Genomic DNA, 16,517 nt, shown 5'->3' with positions numbered 1-16,517 from the left:
GCCATCCCGCTTGGAGATGATCTCAACCATGAATCCTCCCAGATTCGCTCGGGCTTGGCCGAGGGTACGGCTCGCTTCTTCTTCGTTTGAGGTGAGCCTACACCGCCTCGATGAGGTTCGCCATCGATAACATGTAGCACCAGAGCTCGGGTCGCTGGTAGCAGGTGGCTGCTACACGTTTGGAAACGATCAACCATTTCAGGGATCGCCTGCCGGTCCTGTGCGGCCGCACATCGATCGATGTTGGCTTGCCGATACCTCAGGTGGGCAACAGCCCGTAAGCAAGGCCCATCTTCGTCCTTGCCATGGTGCTTGATGACGCGTCCACCAGAAGGCGTTTGCCCCAGCTCTCATCCCGATCGATTTGAAAGCCAACGTCGCGCAACATGGCAAAGAGGCATTCCCTGTTGGGGACCCAGAAATTGGTGATGTCGCCGGCAAGTGTCCCTGCTTCGTAGTACTGCGCAACCGCGACGCCGGACATCAGCTCCGGTTCGAACTGCGTTTCAACTAGCAGGCGGCTCCGACACAGCTGCGCAACGATGTTCAGCGCGCGCATCATGTCGGGCAGATGATAAAGAACGCCTAGAAACAGGACGATATCGAACTCGCCAATATCGGAGCCGGGGATGTCGTACAGGTTCATCTGCCTGTAGTCGAATTCCAAACCGGTAAGTTGCTCCATGGCTTCGAATCCATGGCCATTCTTGGCCCGATAATCGACCACCGTTACGTGTGCTCCGCGGCGAGCCATGTTCATCGAAAAAAAGCCGTCCGACGGGCCTATGTCCAATACCTGCAAGCCGGTCATATCCTTAGGCAATCGCAGCTTTTCGAGCAGGAACTGGGGATCGTAAGAGCCCGGCGTGACCACGCCGGGGTACACTTCAAATTTGTGGTGCCAATGCGGGACCTTTGAAACGATCGACCGGGCCCTGTCTCGGTCACCGGAGGTCACTGGTGCTCGGGAGTGCATCTCTCTAATCTCCTCCAAGTCCTGCTTCTATCAGGAGATGAAAATTTGCCCCGAACATCATATGCCGGTTACCAACGCCAGGCGGCGACTATGCATGCGGGTTCCATCGTTGCCAACACTTCAACTGATTTCCCCGACGGCAATCGGGAGCGCACGGTGCTACGCAACGTTCGATCGCCGTTAGGCGCCGAACGCGCATCCTTGGAACTCTTATGACCAGCAGAACCGCTATAGTTGTCGTCGGGATGCACCGCAGCGGCACGTCCGCGCTGGCGCGCATGCTCAGCCTTCTCGGTGCCTCCTTGCCGCGCAACCTCAATCCCGCGGGATTGGGAAACGAGATCGGCCATTGGGAGCCGGAAGCCGCAGTGCGCCTCAACGACCAAATCCTGGACCTGGCGGAAACGCCGGTAAACGATGTCCAGGGACCGTCCGGCGAATGGCTGCAAAGCCCTGCGGCACAGGCTTTTGTCGACAGGCTGAAAGATCTGATCGCCGATGAATATGGCGACGATCCGCTTTTCGTGCTGAAGGACCCGCGGATATCGCTGCTGTTTCCCTTGTGGCGCGCCGCGCTGGCCAAACTGGAAATACGATGCGTCGCGGTCGTCATCTCGCGCAATCCCATGGAAGTCGCGCTCTCGCTGGCGAAGCGACAGAGCCTGGGGGGCGACTGGCAATCCTGGCCTCTGGAGCGGGGAGGCCTGCTGTGGTTGCGGTACAATCTGGCCGCCGAGGAACACACGCGCGACGTCGACAGGGCGTTCTGCGACTATTCGACGTTGCTGGACGACTGGAGGTCGGTCGCGCGCCGTCTCGGCGATGAACTCAAGATCGCGTGGCCAAGATCCATCCCGGATGCCGCTGCCGAGATCGACGGCTTTCTGTCGCGGGAACTGCGGCACCATCAAGAACCCGAGAATCTGGATTGCCGTCACGGCGTGTGGTCTGCATGGATCGCGCCGATCTATTCCGAACTGCGTCGCGCTACCGAAGGCCGCGAGCCTGATCCGGCCGTTTTCGGCGCGGTGAAGCAGTCATTCGACGATGTCTATGCCGGCATTCAGCATCCGCCTGCACCGCCGCGATCGTCAGGCCGCCTACGCGTCATGCGTCGGGGCGCGGGCCAGCGAAAAATATGCCTTGTCGGCGACCTGTTTTGGAAGCCTGTCCAGGGTGACGGCGCGGCGAGAGCCGCGGTTGACGCTGCCATAGCCGCCGGCGTCGACGTTTCCATCGTCGACATCGGCGCGTTCACCGAGGCAGACGAGAATGCCTTCGCGGCCTTTGCCGAAAGCCATTCCTTCGACATCGAATATCTCGACGGAGACGGCCCGCTGGCCCAGCCGCCCTTTCTGGCTTCAACGATCCAGTTGTTGAGACACCTCCGCGCCCAGCATTTCGACGCCATTCTTTTTCAGGACCGGGATGGCCTTGGCCATGCCAGCGCCGTGGCAAAGCAGACGGGACTGACTTTCGACGGTGTGTCCCTGGCCTTTGTGGCCGTGGGAAGCGCCGACTGGATCAGGCAGCAGGAAGGCGAATTTCCATCAAGCCTGGTGACGATTGGCATCGAGCATCTGGAAAAAATCGAACTTGAGCGAAGCACCGCCCAGGCGATCATCGCCGCCAACAGCAATGCCGTGAAGGGCGAGGTCGGTCGATATGTACACAGCTTGCAGGTCGCCCTGGACGAGCGATCGAAAGATGCCAGGGAGGCGGCGCGTTACGCGAACTCCCTGGAAGACACATTGGCCCAGTTGCGGAAGGCGAACGAGGCCGCGGCCGAATACGCCAGAAGCCTTGAACAGTCCCGGGCCCAGGCCGAGGAGGCCGCCAGCGGCGATGCCCTGAAGGGCGAGGTTGGCAGATATGTGCACAGCTTGCAGGTCGCCTTGGAAGAGCGGTCGAAAAATGCCGAGGAGGCGGCGCGTTACGCGAGATCCCTAGAAGAGACGGTGGCTCAGCTGCGGGAGGCGAATGACGCCACGACCGAATACGCCAGAAGCCTAGAACAGTCGCGGGCCCAGACCGAGGAGGCCGCGCGTTACACGAGCTCCTTGGAAGACACAGTGACCCAGTTGCGGGAGGCAAACAAAACCGCGAGCGAATATGCGAGAAGCCTCGAACAGTCGCGGGCTGAGACCCAGGAATATGCCAGGACGCTTGCGGCAGAGCTGGAAAAAATCAACTCCGCTGCCGAAAGCGGACGGTAAAAAGCTCACTGTTTGCGGCGCATGTTTTGGTTTGCGCCGCCGTCGGTGGTTCAAGAAAAGAGCCGGAAGCGGGCGAGATACCAGATTGCCTTGACGCCATCGCGCCATCCGATTTTCTTGCCTTCCTCGTAGGTTCGGCCGAAATAGCTGATGCCGATCTCGTAGATACGCCAGCGGCCGGCAAGCGCGATCTGGGCGCTGAGCTGAATTTCACAACCAAAGTCGTTGCAGGTCAGACGCAGCCGGCTCATGACGTCTCGCGTGAACATCTTGTAGCAGCACTCGATGTCCGTCAGCGTCTGGTTGTACAGAAGATTGAACACCAGGGAGATGAAGCGATTGGCCAGATAGTGGTGGAAATAGAGCGAGCGATGAGGCCGGCCGTAGAAACGTGAGCCGTAGACGACATCTGCAACTTTTCGCCTGACGATAAGGTCATACATAACGGTCCAATCCGCAGGATCGTATTCAAGGTCTGCGTCCTGGATGACAATGACGTCGCCCTTGACGGCCGCCAGCCCGGTCTGCAGCGCGGCGCCTTTTCCGCTGTTTCTGTCGTGATGGAACACGCGCACCGTGACCGGGGCAATCTCCGGTTCCTCGGTGAAGACCAGACCTCCGTCGATGTCGACGGTCAGGGACGTGGCACAGCGAGAACCGGTCGGAAAATTGGCCTTGAGCCACTCACGGGTGCCGTCGGAGGAGCCGTCATCCACGATGATGATTTCCTTCGTCACGGCGGGAAGTGCTGTACTCACCATCGCCAACACGTGCGGCAATGTGACTGCTTCGTTGAAGACCGGTACGATTACGGAAAGCATGGAACCTCGAGGCCGGAAGTCGCCTGTTGTGTGGAACCCGACACTGCCGGCTAGGACAAAGCGACCATCGCAATCATAACGATGCCAATGGTGGCGAAGAGCGCACGGTAACACCGTTGCAGTCGATAGAGGCTCTCGGACGTCAGGCCGGCCAGCATGGCGCGGCGCGAAGCCCACAGATGTACCGGAATGAATGCGGCGGCAAAGACGAGGCCGAACGGAACCAATCCAAGCACAGCCAGCGCGACCATGAGCGCATATGCCGAGACAAAAAGCACGAGGCCTGCGACAAAACTCCTGGTCTTGCCAAACGCCACGGCGTTCGTCCGTATGCCGTTGAGCAAGTCGACGTCATAGTCGCGCGTCTCATGCGTGAAATGACCGGCGGTGAATACCAGTCCAAAGAAACAACTGACGACGAGACCCTGTGCGTTGATCGCGCCAAAAGCCGCATAGCCGAGCAGGAAATGCATGCAACCGCCGACAAAATGCAGGGCCGAGCTGAAGAGCGGCGCACCCTTCAGATGCAGGGTCGGGCTGGAATACAGAGCACTGAACCCGGCGATCGTTGTTGCGACAAGAAGTGCCCTCGTATTTATCAGCCCAAACAGGAGCAGACTGATCGCCAGCAATGAGCCGGCAAGATAGCCGACTTCCCTGCGTGTCAAACCTTTTGCCGCGAATGTTCGGCTGGCTCGGTCCGGGTCTTTGAGATCTCCGTCGATTCCAGACCAGTCGTTGAGGACAAACACGTGAGCCATCAGGCACAGGTTGCCGGCTATCAAAATGGCTACGGTCAGCGCATGGCTCGCTGACAGCGCTCCGATCGAAAGGACCGCACCGATGATCGGAGTGGCCTGAAGCGCGGCGACTTCATCGAAACGGATGCAAGAAAGCCAACGGGACAGCTGCGTCGCCCGGGGGCGACTTTGACCGACTGTGTCGCTCGCGATTTGCGTCACTTCTCACCACATTTTCGTTCCGGGCCGCCGGAACCACAAGGAAGCTTTGATAGCATACGTTCGTTCTCGAAATAGAGCCGCAACCACAGCGCATATCCGAAATCTTGCGACCAATAGAATCGTTTCACCGTCGCTGTAAGGTCATTGTGATACAGGAGCGGAGGCGTATGGCTCATCAAGGAAAAGTCATCCGCAGCGATATCGGTCAGCAATTCGGCCGTACGCCGGTAGGTAGCATATGAGCCGGCATGGCTTTCCAGCTGCCGAAGCTGGTCGGCGGCGCGCACCCAGATCTCTTGGCCGGGAATGTCGGTCCGCAATTGCGCCTGTGGGAATTGCGGCAAGCAGCCGGCCTTTTCCAGCTCTGCCAACCGCAGAATGATCATAAGCGGTGCACCGGCGTAGTAGACCCAGATGTCGTCGTCGCCCGCTTTTTTCGAGAGCGCTTCGCACAGCGATCGCGCGGCCGGTTTGTCCACCTGTTCGAGGAACAGGAATATGTGCATCTGGATTCCGACATCCGCCGGATTGGCGTCGCGTCCGGGATCGAGGCATTGGTATTTGTCCCGTGGCGCAAGCCAGGTCTTGTAGAGCCCGTCAGGCCGTCTGAACTGCGTTATCGTGGCAAGCGCGGGTTGCAGCAGTTCGCTCTTTTCGCTGGGCGCGACCCGCCATGCCAGGGCGGTGTCATCGGAATCGGGCGTGATGGCGCAGCCAAGAGTGCCGATCGTCGGCGCATCTGGTCGACCGTGATATCGAACGAGACCGCTCGGCTCGATCTGAGCGGCCAGGAACTGGCGCGCCCTTGCAAGCATGTCGCTTGCGCCGGCGGCTTCGGCCACGGGGCCGGCGACATCAAGCATGACGGCGTTGAGATAGGTGTTCATTTCCTGGCGCGGCTGCTCAAATCGCGTTGCGCTCGTATAGGAGGTCAGCCAATAGCCGCCGGCCTGCTGATGGCTTGCGAGCATTTGCCGGGCGCGCCGCGCCGCACTTGGAAGATCCGTCACATGCTCAAGCGCCTCATTGTCCGGCGCCAGGACGAAGGAGGTCTGCTTCATGAGACGCGGCTCGCCGCCCTCCGTGGCGCGCACCAGCACCGCCAACAGATGCTCACCCGGGCCTACCTGGTCGATTGGAATGGTAACGCGCCAGCCAGCCGGGCTCGCCTGGCCCATCGCCTTCTCGACATCGGTCCTGGCAAAGAATTCCTGCGTTGCGGCGCCCCATTGGCCATCGATCAGCACGGCGACGTCGCTGGGGGAGTGGTTGTTGGTGAGCGCCCATCCGAGGACCTCAAGCTGCCTGCCTGCTGCGCCGCCGGTGCCTTGACCGGCAGGCAAGACATTCACCGCATCGATGTTGCCATGCAGATCGACGATCAGGTCGGCCTGGACATGCGGGTGACGGAGTTCGGCGACAAACGCTGCGTTGTGGACGTCCCAGGCAGGTTGCATTCTGCCCGGTCCGTGAGCGGTGACGATGGGCGTGTCGGCGATGCCGGTATACCAGAAGGCGCCGATCGTCTGGATCGAGATCGCCACGAGCGATGCAAGTCCGAATGCCACACGCCCGTTCCGGGACAGGGCCTTCACGACAGGTGGCAGCATCCACATCAGCATGGGCAGCATGTCGGTGAGCCACCGGGGGCCCCAAGAGATGCCCTGCCGCCAATCGATCATGGCGTAGAACGACACTTGCACGATCATGGCGCAGCCAATGGCTATCGTCAGCCCTCGTCCTGAGCGCTCGAGCACGACGCGACGACAAAAAATGGGAACGAACAGCAGAAACGGCGAGAAGACGAAGAGCCCTCTGGTCGGACTGACAAGAAGGCCTGCGATGCCGCCCACTATGTCGTGGTTGAAATCACCGGGCCGAACATGCAGCGCATAAGCCCCCGCGATGTTGCCGACGATCATGAGATTATAGGCCAGGGTCAAAGCGACCGGGACCATGCCCGACAAGACGAAAAACGGTCTCATCCGGCCAGCCCACCACAGGCCATAAATACCCAGACCTGCCGCCAATATGGCATCGGGCTGGCGGTTGGCCGCGATAAGCCCACAAAGCAGTCCTGCGAGAACGACCCGCAATGTCGTGCCCGGTCCGGTGAGCAAAAGCATGGTGGCCACGACCAACAGCTGGGCGAGCCCATGCATCCAGAGGGCCTGGCTGCTGATCACCCATGTCGTCGTGCCAAATGCGTAAAGCAGGCTCAGAATGGCGGCCAACCCTTCATCGGTTCGCCGCCGCAGGAGCAAATAGAGCAAACCGACGGACACCGCCGCCAGCGAAGAAGCGCAAAGCTTTTCCATGATCCGGGCGACTTGGTCGAACAGCAGCGGATCGCCACCATGGCGGTTCAGATAAATGACTGCCGGCAGATAGAATGGGGAAAGGATGACAGGAACGGCAATGGGAAATTTTGATACATATCGGTCTCCCCCAACCTTCAGGATCCAATGAGCAGTGCCATCCTTCTCTGGCGTTGCCGGAGGCTTTCGTCCTTGAGCCACCGTGGTTAGAATTGGATTCAAGGTCAGGCTGTGATTCTGCAAGATTGAAAAGGGCAGGTAGCGCGCCGCATAGCTGTCCGCCGCCGTGATCGACCGCATATTTGCGTTGTAGACCAACAGGGAGAAGAGCCCAAGCAGCAGCGCCATTGCGACATCGCGAGCGCGAATGCGCCGAAAAGCCGGCGTCGAAATTGCCTGGCTATGGACGTGGGCCGTAATTGCCGCGGTCACCAATAATTTTCCCCATCAGGCTTTCCATCGAAGCTCATAGTGGCGCGCGCGGTGCTCGACAATGATCGCCATGGCGCGTCAACAGGAACATTAGGAATGTTGAAGCCAAGCCTGGTCGCCGGCGTTCCCGGGAGGCAAGATTGCCAGCGTTGAAGACGCCCACGTCGGGGCGGGCAAACCTGATTGGTATCGGCGCGCCGCGCACTGCCACCAGCAGCCTTGCAAGGATGCTCGGCGCCACGCGAGACGTCTTTGTCCCCGAGGAGAAGGAAATCAACGGCTTCGGTATCGACGATGACGTCACCGAGGCCCGATACGATACGCACTTCGCTGAGGCGGCGGTCGACCACCGCTATCTCGCCGACATTTCGCCCGTCTATCTCTCAAGCGCGCAGGTGGCGGAGCGCATAAGATCTTACAATCCGCAAGCAAAGATCATAGCGACTCTGAGAGAGCCGGTCAGCCGTGTGATCTCGCAGTACCGGCACATGAAGGGAAAGATCGACGCATCGCTGGGGCCGGAACTAAGCCTGGACATAAATTCGTATATCAGGAATGGCTTGATTGGGTTCGCCAGTCATAGAGCGCAGGATAATTCCTGGTATTCTGCGTCCATGAACATCGAACATTCTTTCTACGGCAGGCATCTGCGCCGCTATTATCAATCCTTTCCGCGCAAGCAAATACTGGTCTTGATCTATGAGGACCTGATCCGCCCGCACCCGGTCCGCGAGAAGGGGGCATGGGAGCAGCAATTGCAGCAGTTTCTCGGCGTCAGGGTGAGCCAGAAGTACTGGGACAATCGCGCGGAAGGCTTCGAAACGGAAATCGCCGGCGACGTCGCAGGCGATCTGAAAAAGCTGTTCGCGACCGAAGTTTCCATGGCCAGCGACCTGACCGGTCGCGATCTGGTTGGGCTATGGGGGTACTAGAGCGTCCCCCGGTCTCCTAAAACCCGGAAACGTGGTTCGAGGAGACCCGATGCATATCGACCTCCACCATCTCGGCGACCAGATCCTCCAGTCCAACCGTGGGACTCCAGTCCAGAACGTCTTTCGCAAGAGAAGGGTCGCCGACAAGAAGGTCGACTTCCGAGGGTCTGTAGAAAGCCGGATCGACGGATACAACGACGTTCCCGGTGGCTCGGTCTATGGCCATCTCGTTGTGCCCCGTTCCTTGCCAGTCCAGGGAGATGCCGCAGGCGCTCGCGGCCAATTCGACAAAATCGCGAACGGTGTGCGTTCTTCCGGTCGCCACCACGAAATCCATCACAGTCGCCGTTTGCAGCATCCTCCACATCGCGTCGACGTAATCCCTGGCGTGGCCCCAATCTCTTTTCGCCTCCAGATTTCCGACCCGCAGCGGCCCTTCGCCCCTCAATGCGTATTTGGCCATGCCAAGCGTCACTTTTCGAGGGAGAAACTCGACGCCCCTTAAGGGCGACTCGTGATTGAAGAGGATGCCGCTGCAGCAATGCAGCCCGTATGCTTCCCTGTAGTTCACGACAGTCCAATGCGCGAACAGTTTGGCGATGCCATAGGGACTGCGCGGATAGAAAGCGGTTTTTTCGGACTGCGGAACCTGTTGCACTTTTCCGAACATCTCGGACGTTGAAGCCTGATAGAATTTCGCCGTGGGGACAACGGTCCTGACGCCTTCAAGCAATCTCAATGCACCGATCCCGGTCACCTGGGTTGTGTAGATGGGCTGTGTAAAGGAATCGCCCACGAAGCTTTGAGCCGCGAGATTGTAAATTTCGTCGGGCTTGATCTTCTCCAGCACCGCACGCACGTTTGAATCTTCGGTCAGTTCCATCGACGCGAATTCGATATCGTCCAGAACCTGCAGATCTTGCAGGCGCCATGTGCCGATGCCGGACGTACGGCGCATGGAGCCGACCACACGGTATCCCTTGTCAAGCAGCAGCTTTGACAGGTAGGCGCCATCCTGCCCGGTGATGCCCGTTATCAACGCAGTCTTATTTGCCACAGCCTGTCCCTTGCGATTGTGGATTGCCCTTGACGTGCGCTATGGCAACGTTTTGACGCGAAGGCAAAGGAAGATTCGGGCTAAGCATGAGGAATGCGTTTTTTACGATTTCGTCCTGGAATTATCTCCACTATTCCCGGGCGCTTGCGTCTTCGTTTGCTCGCCACCATCCAGACTTCTCCTGCATACTTGCCATCGCTGACACACGTCGGCAAGACCTGGAAAAGGATGCCTTTCCCGAGTTCGACGCTCATCTCTTCTTCGACGATCTCGATCTGCCCGATCGTCGCGCCTTCAGTTTTCGCTACGACGTCATGGAGCTCAACACGGCAATCAAGCCGACTGTATTCCGGCGGCTTTTCGCCGAGGGTTTTGACCGCGTCATTTACCTGGATCCGGACATCCTTGCCTATCGCCGTTTCGACGAGATCTTGCAGGCGTTCGATGAGGGGGCGACGTCCGTCCTGACGCCGCATGCGCTGGCTCCCAACCTCCATCCCGAACGCCCAAACGACCTGACCTTCATGCAAGCCGGGATTTACAATCTGGGATTTCTGGCCCTGGCCAGGACGGACGAGACGTCAGCCTTACTGGAATGGTGGGAGACGCGCCTGCGAAACGAGTGTGTCGCCAATCGCCTGAGCGACGGGATTTTCGTCGACCAGAAGTTCATGGACCTCTGGCCGGCCTATTGCTCGGGCACGCACATCTTGCGCGATCCAGCCTACAACGTGGCGTACTGGAACCTCGATACCCGCACGATCAAAAAGACGAGTGAACGATACGAGGTCAACGGCTCGCCACTCGCCTTCTTTCATTTCAGCGGGATCACTCCCGGCGACCAGAGCGTCCTGTCAAAGCACCAGCAGCGGTGGAAGCCAACGTCGACCAAGGAGTTGGAAAACCTGTTGGCCGATTATCACGACCAGTTGGAGGCCTATGGCGCAAGCAGGTTTTCGGCAGTGCCTTATGGCTTCGGGACGTTTTCCGACGGCACCGATATTCCGAGCCTGGCGCGAATTGTCTATCGCGAGAAACTCGAACCTTTCGAGGGCGATCCCTTCGCCTTGATGCCCGACAATCTCGACCGTCCAGCTGACATCAGGCCAAACCCCGGTGGCGTGGTCACGCAGCTTGCGCACGCACTCTGGACGACGAGGCGCGATCTGCAATCTTACTTCCCCCTCCAGGAGGGGCGATCCCAGATCAACTATGCCGACTGGTATATGTCCGGCGGCGCGACGTCGGCCGGAATCCCTCCCAGGTTCACGAAAACGGTCGCTGAAAGAATGAGCCAACTTGGATCTGCGAAGACCGGCCCAAACGCAGTGGCGGACGTTTCCGCCAAACAAGCCTCGATGATTGCAACGCGTGTCGCGCGTCGTGCTTATCGAACTCTCGTAAGAGCCCAACCTCACATTCGCTGGCTCTACAGAATGGTGCCGCCGGCCAGGCGAAAACAATTTCTCGATCTGATGTTCAGGCGTGCCTGGCCCACGAATTTCGATACGACAACCCAGGCTACGCTTGCGCCTGGTCTATCCCTCATCGGTTACCCTTTTTCAGAGACGGGCGTCGGTGAAGCCATGCGTTCGCTCGCCCGATCGATTGAGAGCGCGGGCATCAATTACGATGTCACGAATTTTGACGAGCAGGTTCTTTCGTCACACAGGGACAGAGCCCTGACGCACCGCATCGCTGCGCGGCCGTCCAAGATGGTGAACGTTTTCTGCGTAAACGCCGACATGCTGGGGTCAACCATTCAGGGCGTCGGCGTCGGTGTTCTGCACAACAGATACAATATCGTCCGGCCTTTCTGGGAACTGCCTCTGATCCATCCGCAATGGCTGACCAGCTTGCAGCATGTGGACGAGATTTGGGCCCCGACGGCCTTTGTCCGCGACGCCTTCACAGCCGGTACGGACCGTCCCGTCGTGCACGTTCCAGTGGCTATTTCCGTTCCGCCCAACATCGAGGCGAACCGGGAACGCTTCCAGATTCCAAAGGATTCCACGGCATTCCTGTTTGCGTTCGATTTTTCGTCCTACCCGGACCGAAAGAACCCGGATGCCGTTTTGCAGGCCTATCTTCGCGCGTTCGGACAGGACCGCGATCGGCGGGTTTCCTTGATCATCAAGACAATGGGCAACAGCCCGCACAAACGAGCAATTCTGAATTCAATTCGTGGCCTGGCGCAGACCGACAAGCGGGTTGTCTTGATTGACGAAATTCTGACTCGTGCCGAAACCTATTGCCTGACGAAATCATGCGATGTCTTCATCTCGTTGCATCGATCGGAAGGTTTTGGATTGGGAATTGCCGAAGCCATGGCGATGGGCAAGGCGGTCATTGCAACGGACTTTTCGGGAAGCAAGGACTTCGTCAGCACGCAGACTGGTTTTCCTATTCCATACCGATTGATCGACGTGGAGCCCGATCAATACCCGTATTTCATCGAAGGGCAGAAATGGGCCGATCCCGACATAGACGAAGCTGCTCGGGTGATGGCGCAACTTGCGGACAATATTGAGGCCGTCACCGCGGTCGGCGGGCGCGCCCGGACCTACATGGCTCAAGTGCACAGCCCGGAGGCGGTCGGCAAGGTGATCGCAAATCGCCTTCAAGACGTCCAAGGATACAGGAATTCCATCCTGAATACCTAGAGCAGGCGAGGGCGCCGTACCGAGACGCGTGGTGTGAGCCACGTACAGCCGCAACGCGGCCCGGCGGGCAGGGCTTTTGTGGGCTTGAGATGGTGATCGGGCGTTTGCGGAACAGCAGTGAGCTGGCGTTAAGCTTTCGGTAACCCTCCTAAGTCGAAGACCAAAAAAGGCATTGGCTTCTCGTACCCTCCATAGATGCTGGGGCTGGCATCGAGTCGAGGAGCAAGACCACAATGACCACCGTCCTGAACGCCTACGGCGTTGCACTCCCCTACAGCGGATCCTCGACAAAATGGTACTCGGCCACGAATTCCGGCCCGGCGCTTTATGGCAGCATCTACAACGACTCGCTCTATGGCGACGGCAACGTCAGCGTCACGATGTATGGCGGCAAGGGCGATGATATCTACTATCTGTATTCCACGAAGAACAAGGCGGTCGAGCTGGCCAACGAGGGCGTCGACACCATCTCGACCTGGATGAACTACAGGCTCCCGGCGCATTTCGAAAACCTGACGGTCACGGGCGACAAGCACTATGCTTTCGGAAACGAGCTGAACAACATCATCACCGGCGGTTCCGGCCAACAGACGCTCGACGGTTTGAAGGGCGACGACGTTCTCAAGGGCGGCTCCGGGGCGGACATTTTCGTCGTCGCCCCCGGCAACGGCAGTGACCTGATCCTGGACTTCAGCGCCGACGATACGGTGCGCGTCGGGAGCTACGGCTTCACCTCCTTCGACCAGGTGCACGCCAATATGGTCCAGTCGGGAGCGAACGTCCGACTTGATCTATCCGGCAACGAGTTTCTCGTCTTCGCCAACAAGACGATCGACCAGTTCGCCGCAAGCCAGTTCGACCTGGCCTTGGACAGGTCGCATCTGCAACTCACCTTCGCGGACGAGTTCAACACACTGAACCTGCGGAACGGCTCGAGCGGCACCTGGAACACGAACTTCTGGTGGGGAGGCACCAACGGCAGCTCGCTCACCGGCAACGGCGAGCTTCAATGGTATATCGATGCCAACTATGCCCCGACGAGTTCCGTCAAGCCGTTCAGCATCGAGAACGGCATGCTCACGATTACCGCCGCCAAGGCCCCTGATGCAATCAAGCCCTACATAAACAACTACCAATACACGTCAGGTTTGCTGACGACGCACGACTCCTTCGCGCAGACCTACGGCTATTTCGAAATTCGGGCCGACATGCCCGAAAAACAGGGCGCATGGCCGGCCTTCTGGCTTTTGCCGGCGGACGGCTCCTGGCCACCGGAGCTGGACGCCATAGAGATGACCGGTCAGGATCCAAACAAGCTCCTTTTGACAAGCCACACGAACGAGACGGGAACTCATACAACAGTATCCTCCACGCCCTATGTCGCGGATTCCGGAGGGTTCCACAAATACGGTGTGCTGTGGACGGAAAACGAACTCGTCTGGTATTTCGACAACGTCGAAGTGGCGCATGCCGCAACGCCTGCCGACATGCACGAGCCGATGTATATGCTGGTCGATCTCGCGGTTGGCGGCATCGCGGGAACGCCCGCCGACGGGCTTGCGACACCTGCGGAGATGCAGATCGACTACATCCATGCCTACTCGTTGCACGATTGGATTGTCTAGGCGGGGTCGTTCGGACACGGATTTGCACAGCGAAGTGGCGGCCGGACTCCGTGATGTCAGCGCAAATGTCGGCACCATAAGCATGCAATCAAGGTGCGGCAACGAAGCGCGCCTGACCGCCAATATCCCTAGAACACCCCACCAATGCCTATGCCCGCACCAATGTCCGGCGGGGGCGCTGCAGGGCGTTGCGGGGCGGCCTGTGAGCGTTTCGCGGCCTTACGGCCGGAGTTGGTTTGCGAGAGGCCTGCATCCGACGCGACCTTAGCCGGCTTGGCCTTTACGATGACCGGCTGCTTGCAGATTCTGCCGGAGCGCAGGAAGAGATCGCCGAGCAGTCCGACGGTCGGCTCCGTCGTCGACGCAACCTGTTTGGTGTTTTTGTAATAGTCGGTGAGGGCGCGGATGGAACCCGTGCCCCAATCGCCGTCAACCTGCATCCGGTAGCAACCCAGGCGACGAAGTTCCGTCTGGATGCTGCGCGCAAGATCGCCCGCCTTGTCCTTTTCCGCTTCGCCCGGCGATGCGCCGACAATGAGGGTTTCGAGGCCGGAGACGACGTTTTGGCGAGCGTCCTCAACGCTTTCAGTTGGCGACAGATTGGCGACCTGAGTGCCGACCGGCTCGGGTGCACCGGTTGACGGTGCCGGAATCTCGACCGACCGCAACGTCTGCCCTACGACGAGCACGGCAGTTTGCAAGTCGCTGGAGGCTAGCTCGACCTGCAATCTCTTCTTGGCGATGGGGTCTGCCAGAATTCGCGAAAGGCTTGCGCTCAACTGTGCCGGATCGAGCGCCTGCTGCTCCGTGAAATAGAACTGCTCGCGCAGGTTCGATTGATCCCACGGCACTTGACGGCCAACCGTCAATGCTTCGGTTTCGTTGCGGACGCGGATCATCATGTCGGAGACGCTCAGTCCGGGGATCTCGAGATTCTTCAGCAACGCGACGGTGAACGGGCTGTTCTCGCCGCCGCCATCGGCCGTGACATTGCCGGGCTGCGTCGCAAAGGCAACGAACGTGTTCTCACCGACGTCAACTTGCGCCAGACCATTGCCGGCACCGGCGCCGGGACCGAGCGGATTGTTGCGGCACGCGTCCAGGAATATGAATGTCTGGCGGTCCCGGCGCGCGTACCTGGCGATGACGTCATTCAGCTTGATGGCGCTGGCCACCAGTTTTTCCAGGCTTTCGGGGTCGGGCGTATCGACCGGGAGCAGGTAGTTTTCACCATTCAACTGCACGCCATGGCCGGCATAGAAAATCAAGACTGCACTGGCGGTCGGCAACTTTGCATCGGCGTCTCGAAGCAGTTTGGTGAAACCCTCGGTCGAGAGATCGGTTCCCGTCAGGACTTCGAAATTCAGCCGCTTCAGGCTCTCCGAAAGTCGTGTGGCATCGTTTGCCGCATTGGGGAGATGCTCTAGCCGGGTGCTTTGATAGTTCGAATTGCCGATGACGATCGCCAGCCGGTTGCGCGGCTGCGGCGACGGGTTCTGCTCGACCGCGGCGCGAGCGCCAGCCGAGCCAAGAAGCACGAGAAGCAAAAGCAGCGGGATGCGAAGCAGGAGTTTGTGGCAATGGGTCATATCAGTATGCCCGTTCCGGTCTGCGTCAATCCTGTCTTGCAACCTTCGAAGCGCACCCCACGCAAATACAGTCATGCCTGAGCGTGTGGACCCCGTGCCGCCAAAGGCCTGCAAAAATTTATACCAAGAATCATGTCAAAGATAGGGAAAACGGGTTTGTATGCTCTCAGATGGACCGAGGAGGACGCGATGCCGATCAAGATCAACCTTGCGCTGCCGGTTTATGGAGCAGCCTACAAAAGCACCGAACAACCGTGCTTCCGTTCGGCAGGGGTCACAGTTTTTTGCCAAGTGGGTCACGATCCAAACGCGTGATTGTGGTACTTGTGGTATAGGAGTGACACTTTCTTTTTCACGGAGGTTCCGATGAGACAGATCGAAAGCCGCCTCAGTCCGCCAATGCAGCAGGCTATTCCGATAATTCGACGCGTTTTCAAGCAATATGCGCCGAGGCGCGTTGAACTTGAGTTCACAGCTGGAAAAGAGTGGTACAACCACTCTCGTTGGTCTCTGCATCATTCCGGGAACGCGGTTGATATTAGGACGAGAAAGCTGGCGGATCGTGGAGTTGGTATGTTTTCAACTCTAATGGGACATTTTTTGCAGCAGGAGCTTAACTCTGAGCTTGGCAAAGCAAAGTATTTGGTCCTCGTGAACGACCAAGGGCCTATGTTTCCGCATATTCACGTTCAGTATAATCCCGGGGCTAGGATGAGCACACCGGGGGATAACGACGGAAAGAAGCGGCAGAGGCAAACCGTCTAATGGCCGGGTGAAAGAATTCCTTTGCCCGTGGCTGGGTTAATCGTTGTGTGCGCAGGCGTGGATTGGCCCGGCGTTGATTTCTTAGTGTCTGAATCAGAACGACCGCGGTGTTTTCAGGCTCTTGCGAGCCGTCGGGTGAGCATGCGGATGTTTGCGATGAG

At 58.8% G+C, this 16,517-nt stretch carries 12 protein-coding genes; 6 read left to right on the top strand and 6 right to left on the bottom strand.

The window, feature by feature from the left end:
* Positions 1–259: 259 nt before the first annotated feature.
* Positions 260–994, bottom strand: coding sequence for a class I SAM-dependent methyltransferase (locus tag AC07FD_RS27365; RefSeq protein ID WP_478352380.1), 735 nt, complete (start codon positions 992–994; stop codon positions 260–262).
* A 506-nt stretch (positions 995–1,500) separates the two neighbouring features.
* On the opposite strand from AC07FD_RS27365, the gene AC07FD_RS27360 reads away from it, so the two are divergent.
* A complete protein-coding gene (locus tag AC07FD_RS27360) occupies positions 1,501–3,192 on the top strand; it encodes a hypothetical protein (RefSeq protein WP_478352379.1) in 1,692 nt (563 codons plus the stop codon).
* A gap of 50 nt (positions 3,193–3,242) precedes the next feature.
* Here AC07FD_RS27360 and AC07FD_RS27355 read toward each other — a convergent pair whose 3' ends face one another.
* Genes AC07FD_RS27355 through AC07FD_RS27345 form a run of 3 tightly spaced genes read right to left on the bottom strand, consistent with a single transcriptional unit; the run spans position 3,243 to position 7,641 of the window.
* The gene (locus tag AC07FD_RS27355; protein ID WP_478352378.1) at positions 3,243–4,013 is read right to left on the bottom strand and encodes a glycosyltransferase family 2 protein; all 771 of its coding nucleotides are present in this window, start codon (positions 4,011–4,013) and stop codon (positions 3,243–3,245) included.
* A gap of 50 nt (positions 4,014–4,063) precedes the next feature.
* Positions 4,064–4,975 (bottom strand): UbiA family prenyltransferase, encoded by a 912-nt coding sequence (locus AC07FD_RS27350; protein WP_478352377.1) that lies wholly within the window; start codon positions 4,973–4,975, stop codon positions 4,064–4,066.
* The gene (locus AC07FD_RS27345) at positions 4,972–7,641 is read right to left on the bottom strand and encodes a hypothetical protein (protein WP_478352376.1); all 2,670 of its coding nucleotides are present in this window, start codon (positions 7,639–7,641) and stop codon (positions 4,972–4,974) included. Before AC07FD_RS27345 ends, AC07FD_RS27350 begins: the two co-directional genes overlap by 4 nt.
* 224 nt (positions 7,642–7,865) lie before the next feature.
* On the opposite strand from AC07FD_RS27345, the gene AC07FD_RS27340 reads away from it, so the two are divergent.
* On the top strand, positions 7,866–8,657 hold the full coding sequence (locus AC07FD_RS27340) for a sulfotransferase family protein (RefSeq protein ID WP_478352375.1): 792 nt from the start codon (positions 7,866–7,868) through the stop codon (positions 8,655–8,657).
* Between the two features lie 16 nt (positions 8,658–8,673).
* Here the strand turns inward: AC07FD_RS27340 and gmd are convergent, their stop codons facing one another.
* A complete protein-coding gene (gmd, locus tag AC07FD_RS27335; protein ID WP_478352374.1) occupies positions 8,674–9,714 on the bottom strand; it encodes a GDP-mannose 4,6-dehydratase in 1,041 nt (346 codons plus the stop codon).
* Positions 9,715–9,800: 86 nt separating this feature from the next.
* Between gmd and AC07FD_RS27330 the strand changes: the two genes are divergently transcribed.
* Positions 9,801–12,377 carry a glycosyltransferase gene (locus AC07FD_RS27330; RefSeq protein WP_478352373.1) on the top strand — a complete coding sequence of 859 codons (2,577 nt, stop codon included), beginning with the start codon at positions 9,801–9,803 and terminating at the stop codon, positions 12,375–12,377.
* A gap of 233 nt (positions 12,378–12,610) precedes the next feature.
* Complete coding sequence (eglC, locus tag AC07FD_RS27325) at positions 12,611–14,002, top strand: endo-1,3-1,4-beta-glycanase EglC (RefSeq protein ID WP_478352372.1); 1,392 nt, start codon at positions 12,611–12,613, stop codon at positions 14,000–14,002.
* A gap of 128 nt (positions 14,003–14,130) precedes the next feature.
* On the opposite strand, the gene AC07FD_RS27320 is transcribed toward eglC, so the two are convergent.
* A complete protein-coding gene (locus AC07FD_RS27320) occupies positions 14,131–15,705 on the bottom strand; it encodes a caspase family protein (RefSeq protein WP_478352371.1) in 1,575 nt (524 codons plus the stop codon).
* Between the two features lie 75 nt (positions 15,706–15,780).
* On the opposite strand from AC07FD_RS27320, the gene AC07FD_RS27315 reads away from it, so the two are divergent.
* Positions 15,781–15,906 carry a hypothetical protein gene (locus AC07FD_RS27315; RefSeq protein WP_478352370.1) on the top strand — a complete coding sequence of 42 codons (126 nt, stop codon included), beginning with the start codon at positions 15,781–15,783 and terminating at the stop codon, positions 15,904–15,906.
* A gap of 51 nt (positions 15,907–15,957) precedes the next feature.
* Entirely contained in the window at positions 15,958–16,356 is a 399-nt protein-coding gene (locus tag AC07FD_RS27310; protein WP_478352369.1) for a hypothetical protein, read from the top strand.
* Positions 16,357–16,517 lie beyond the last annotated feature (161 nt).

Source organism: Mesorhizobium waitakense (assembly GCF_056431085.1).
The sequence above is the reverse complement of the archived record's forward strand: the minus strand, read 5'-3'. Positions and strand labels throughout refer to the sequence as shown.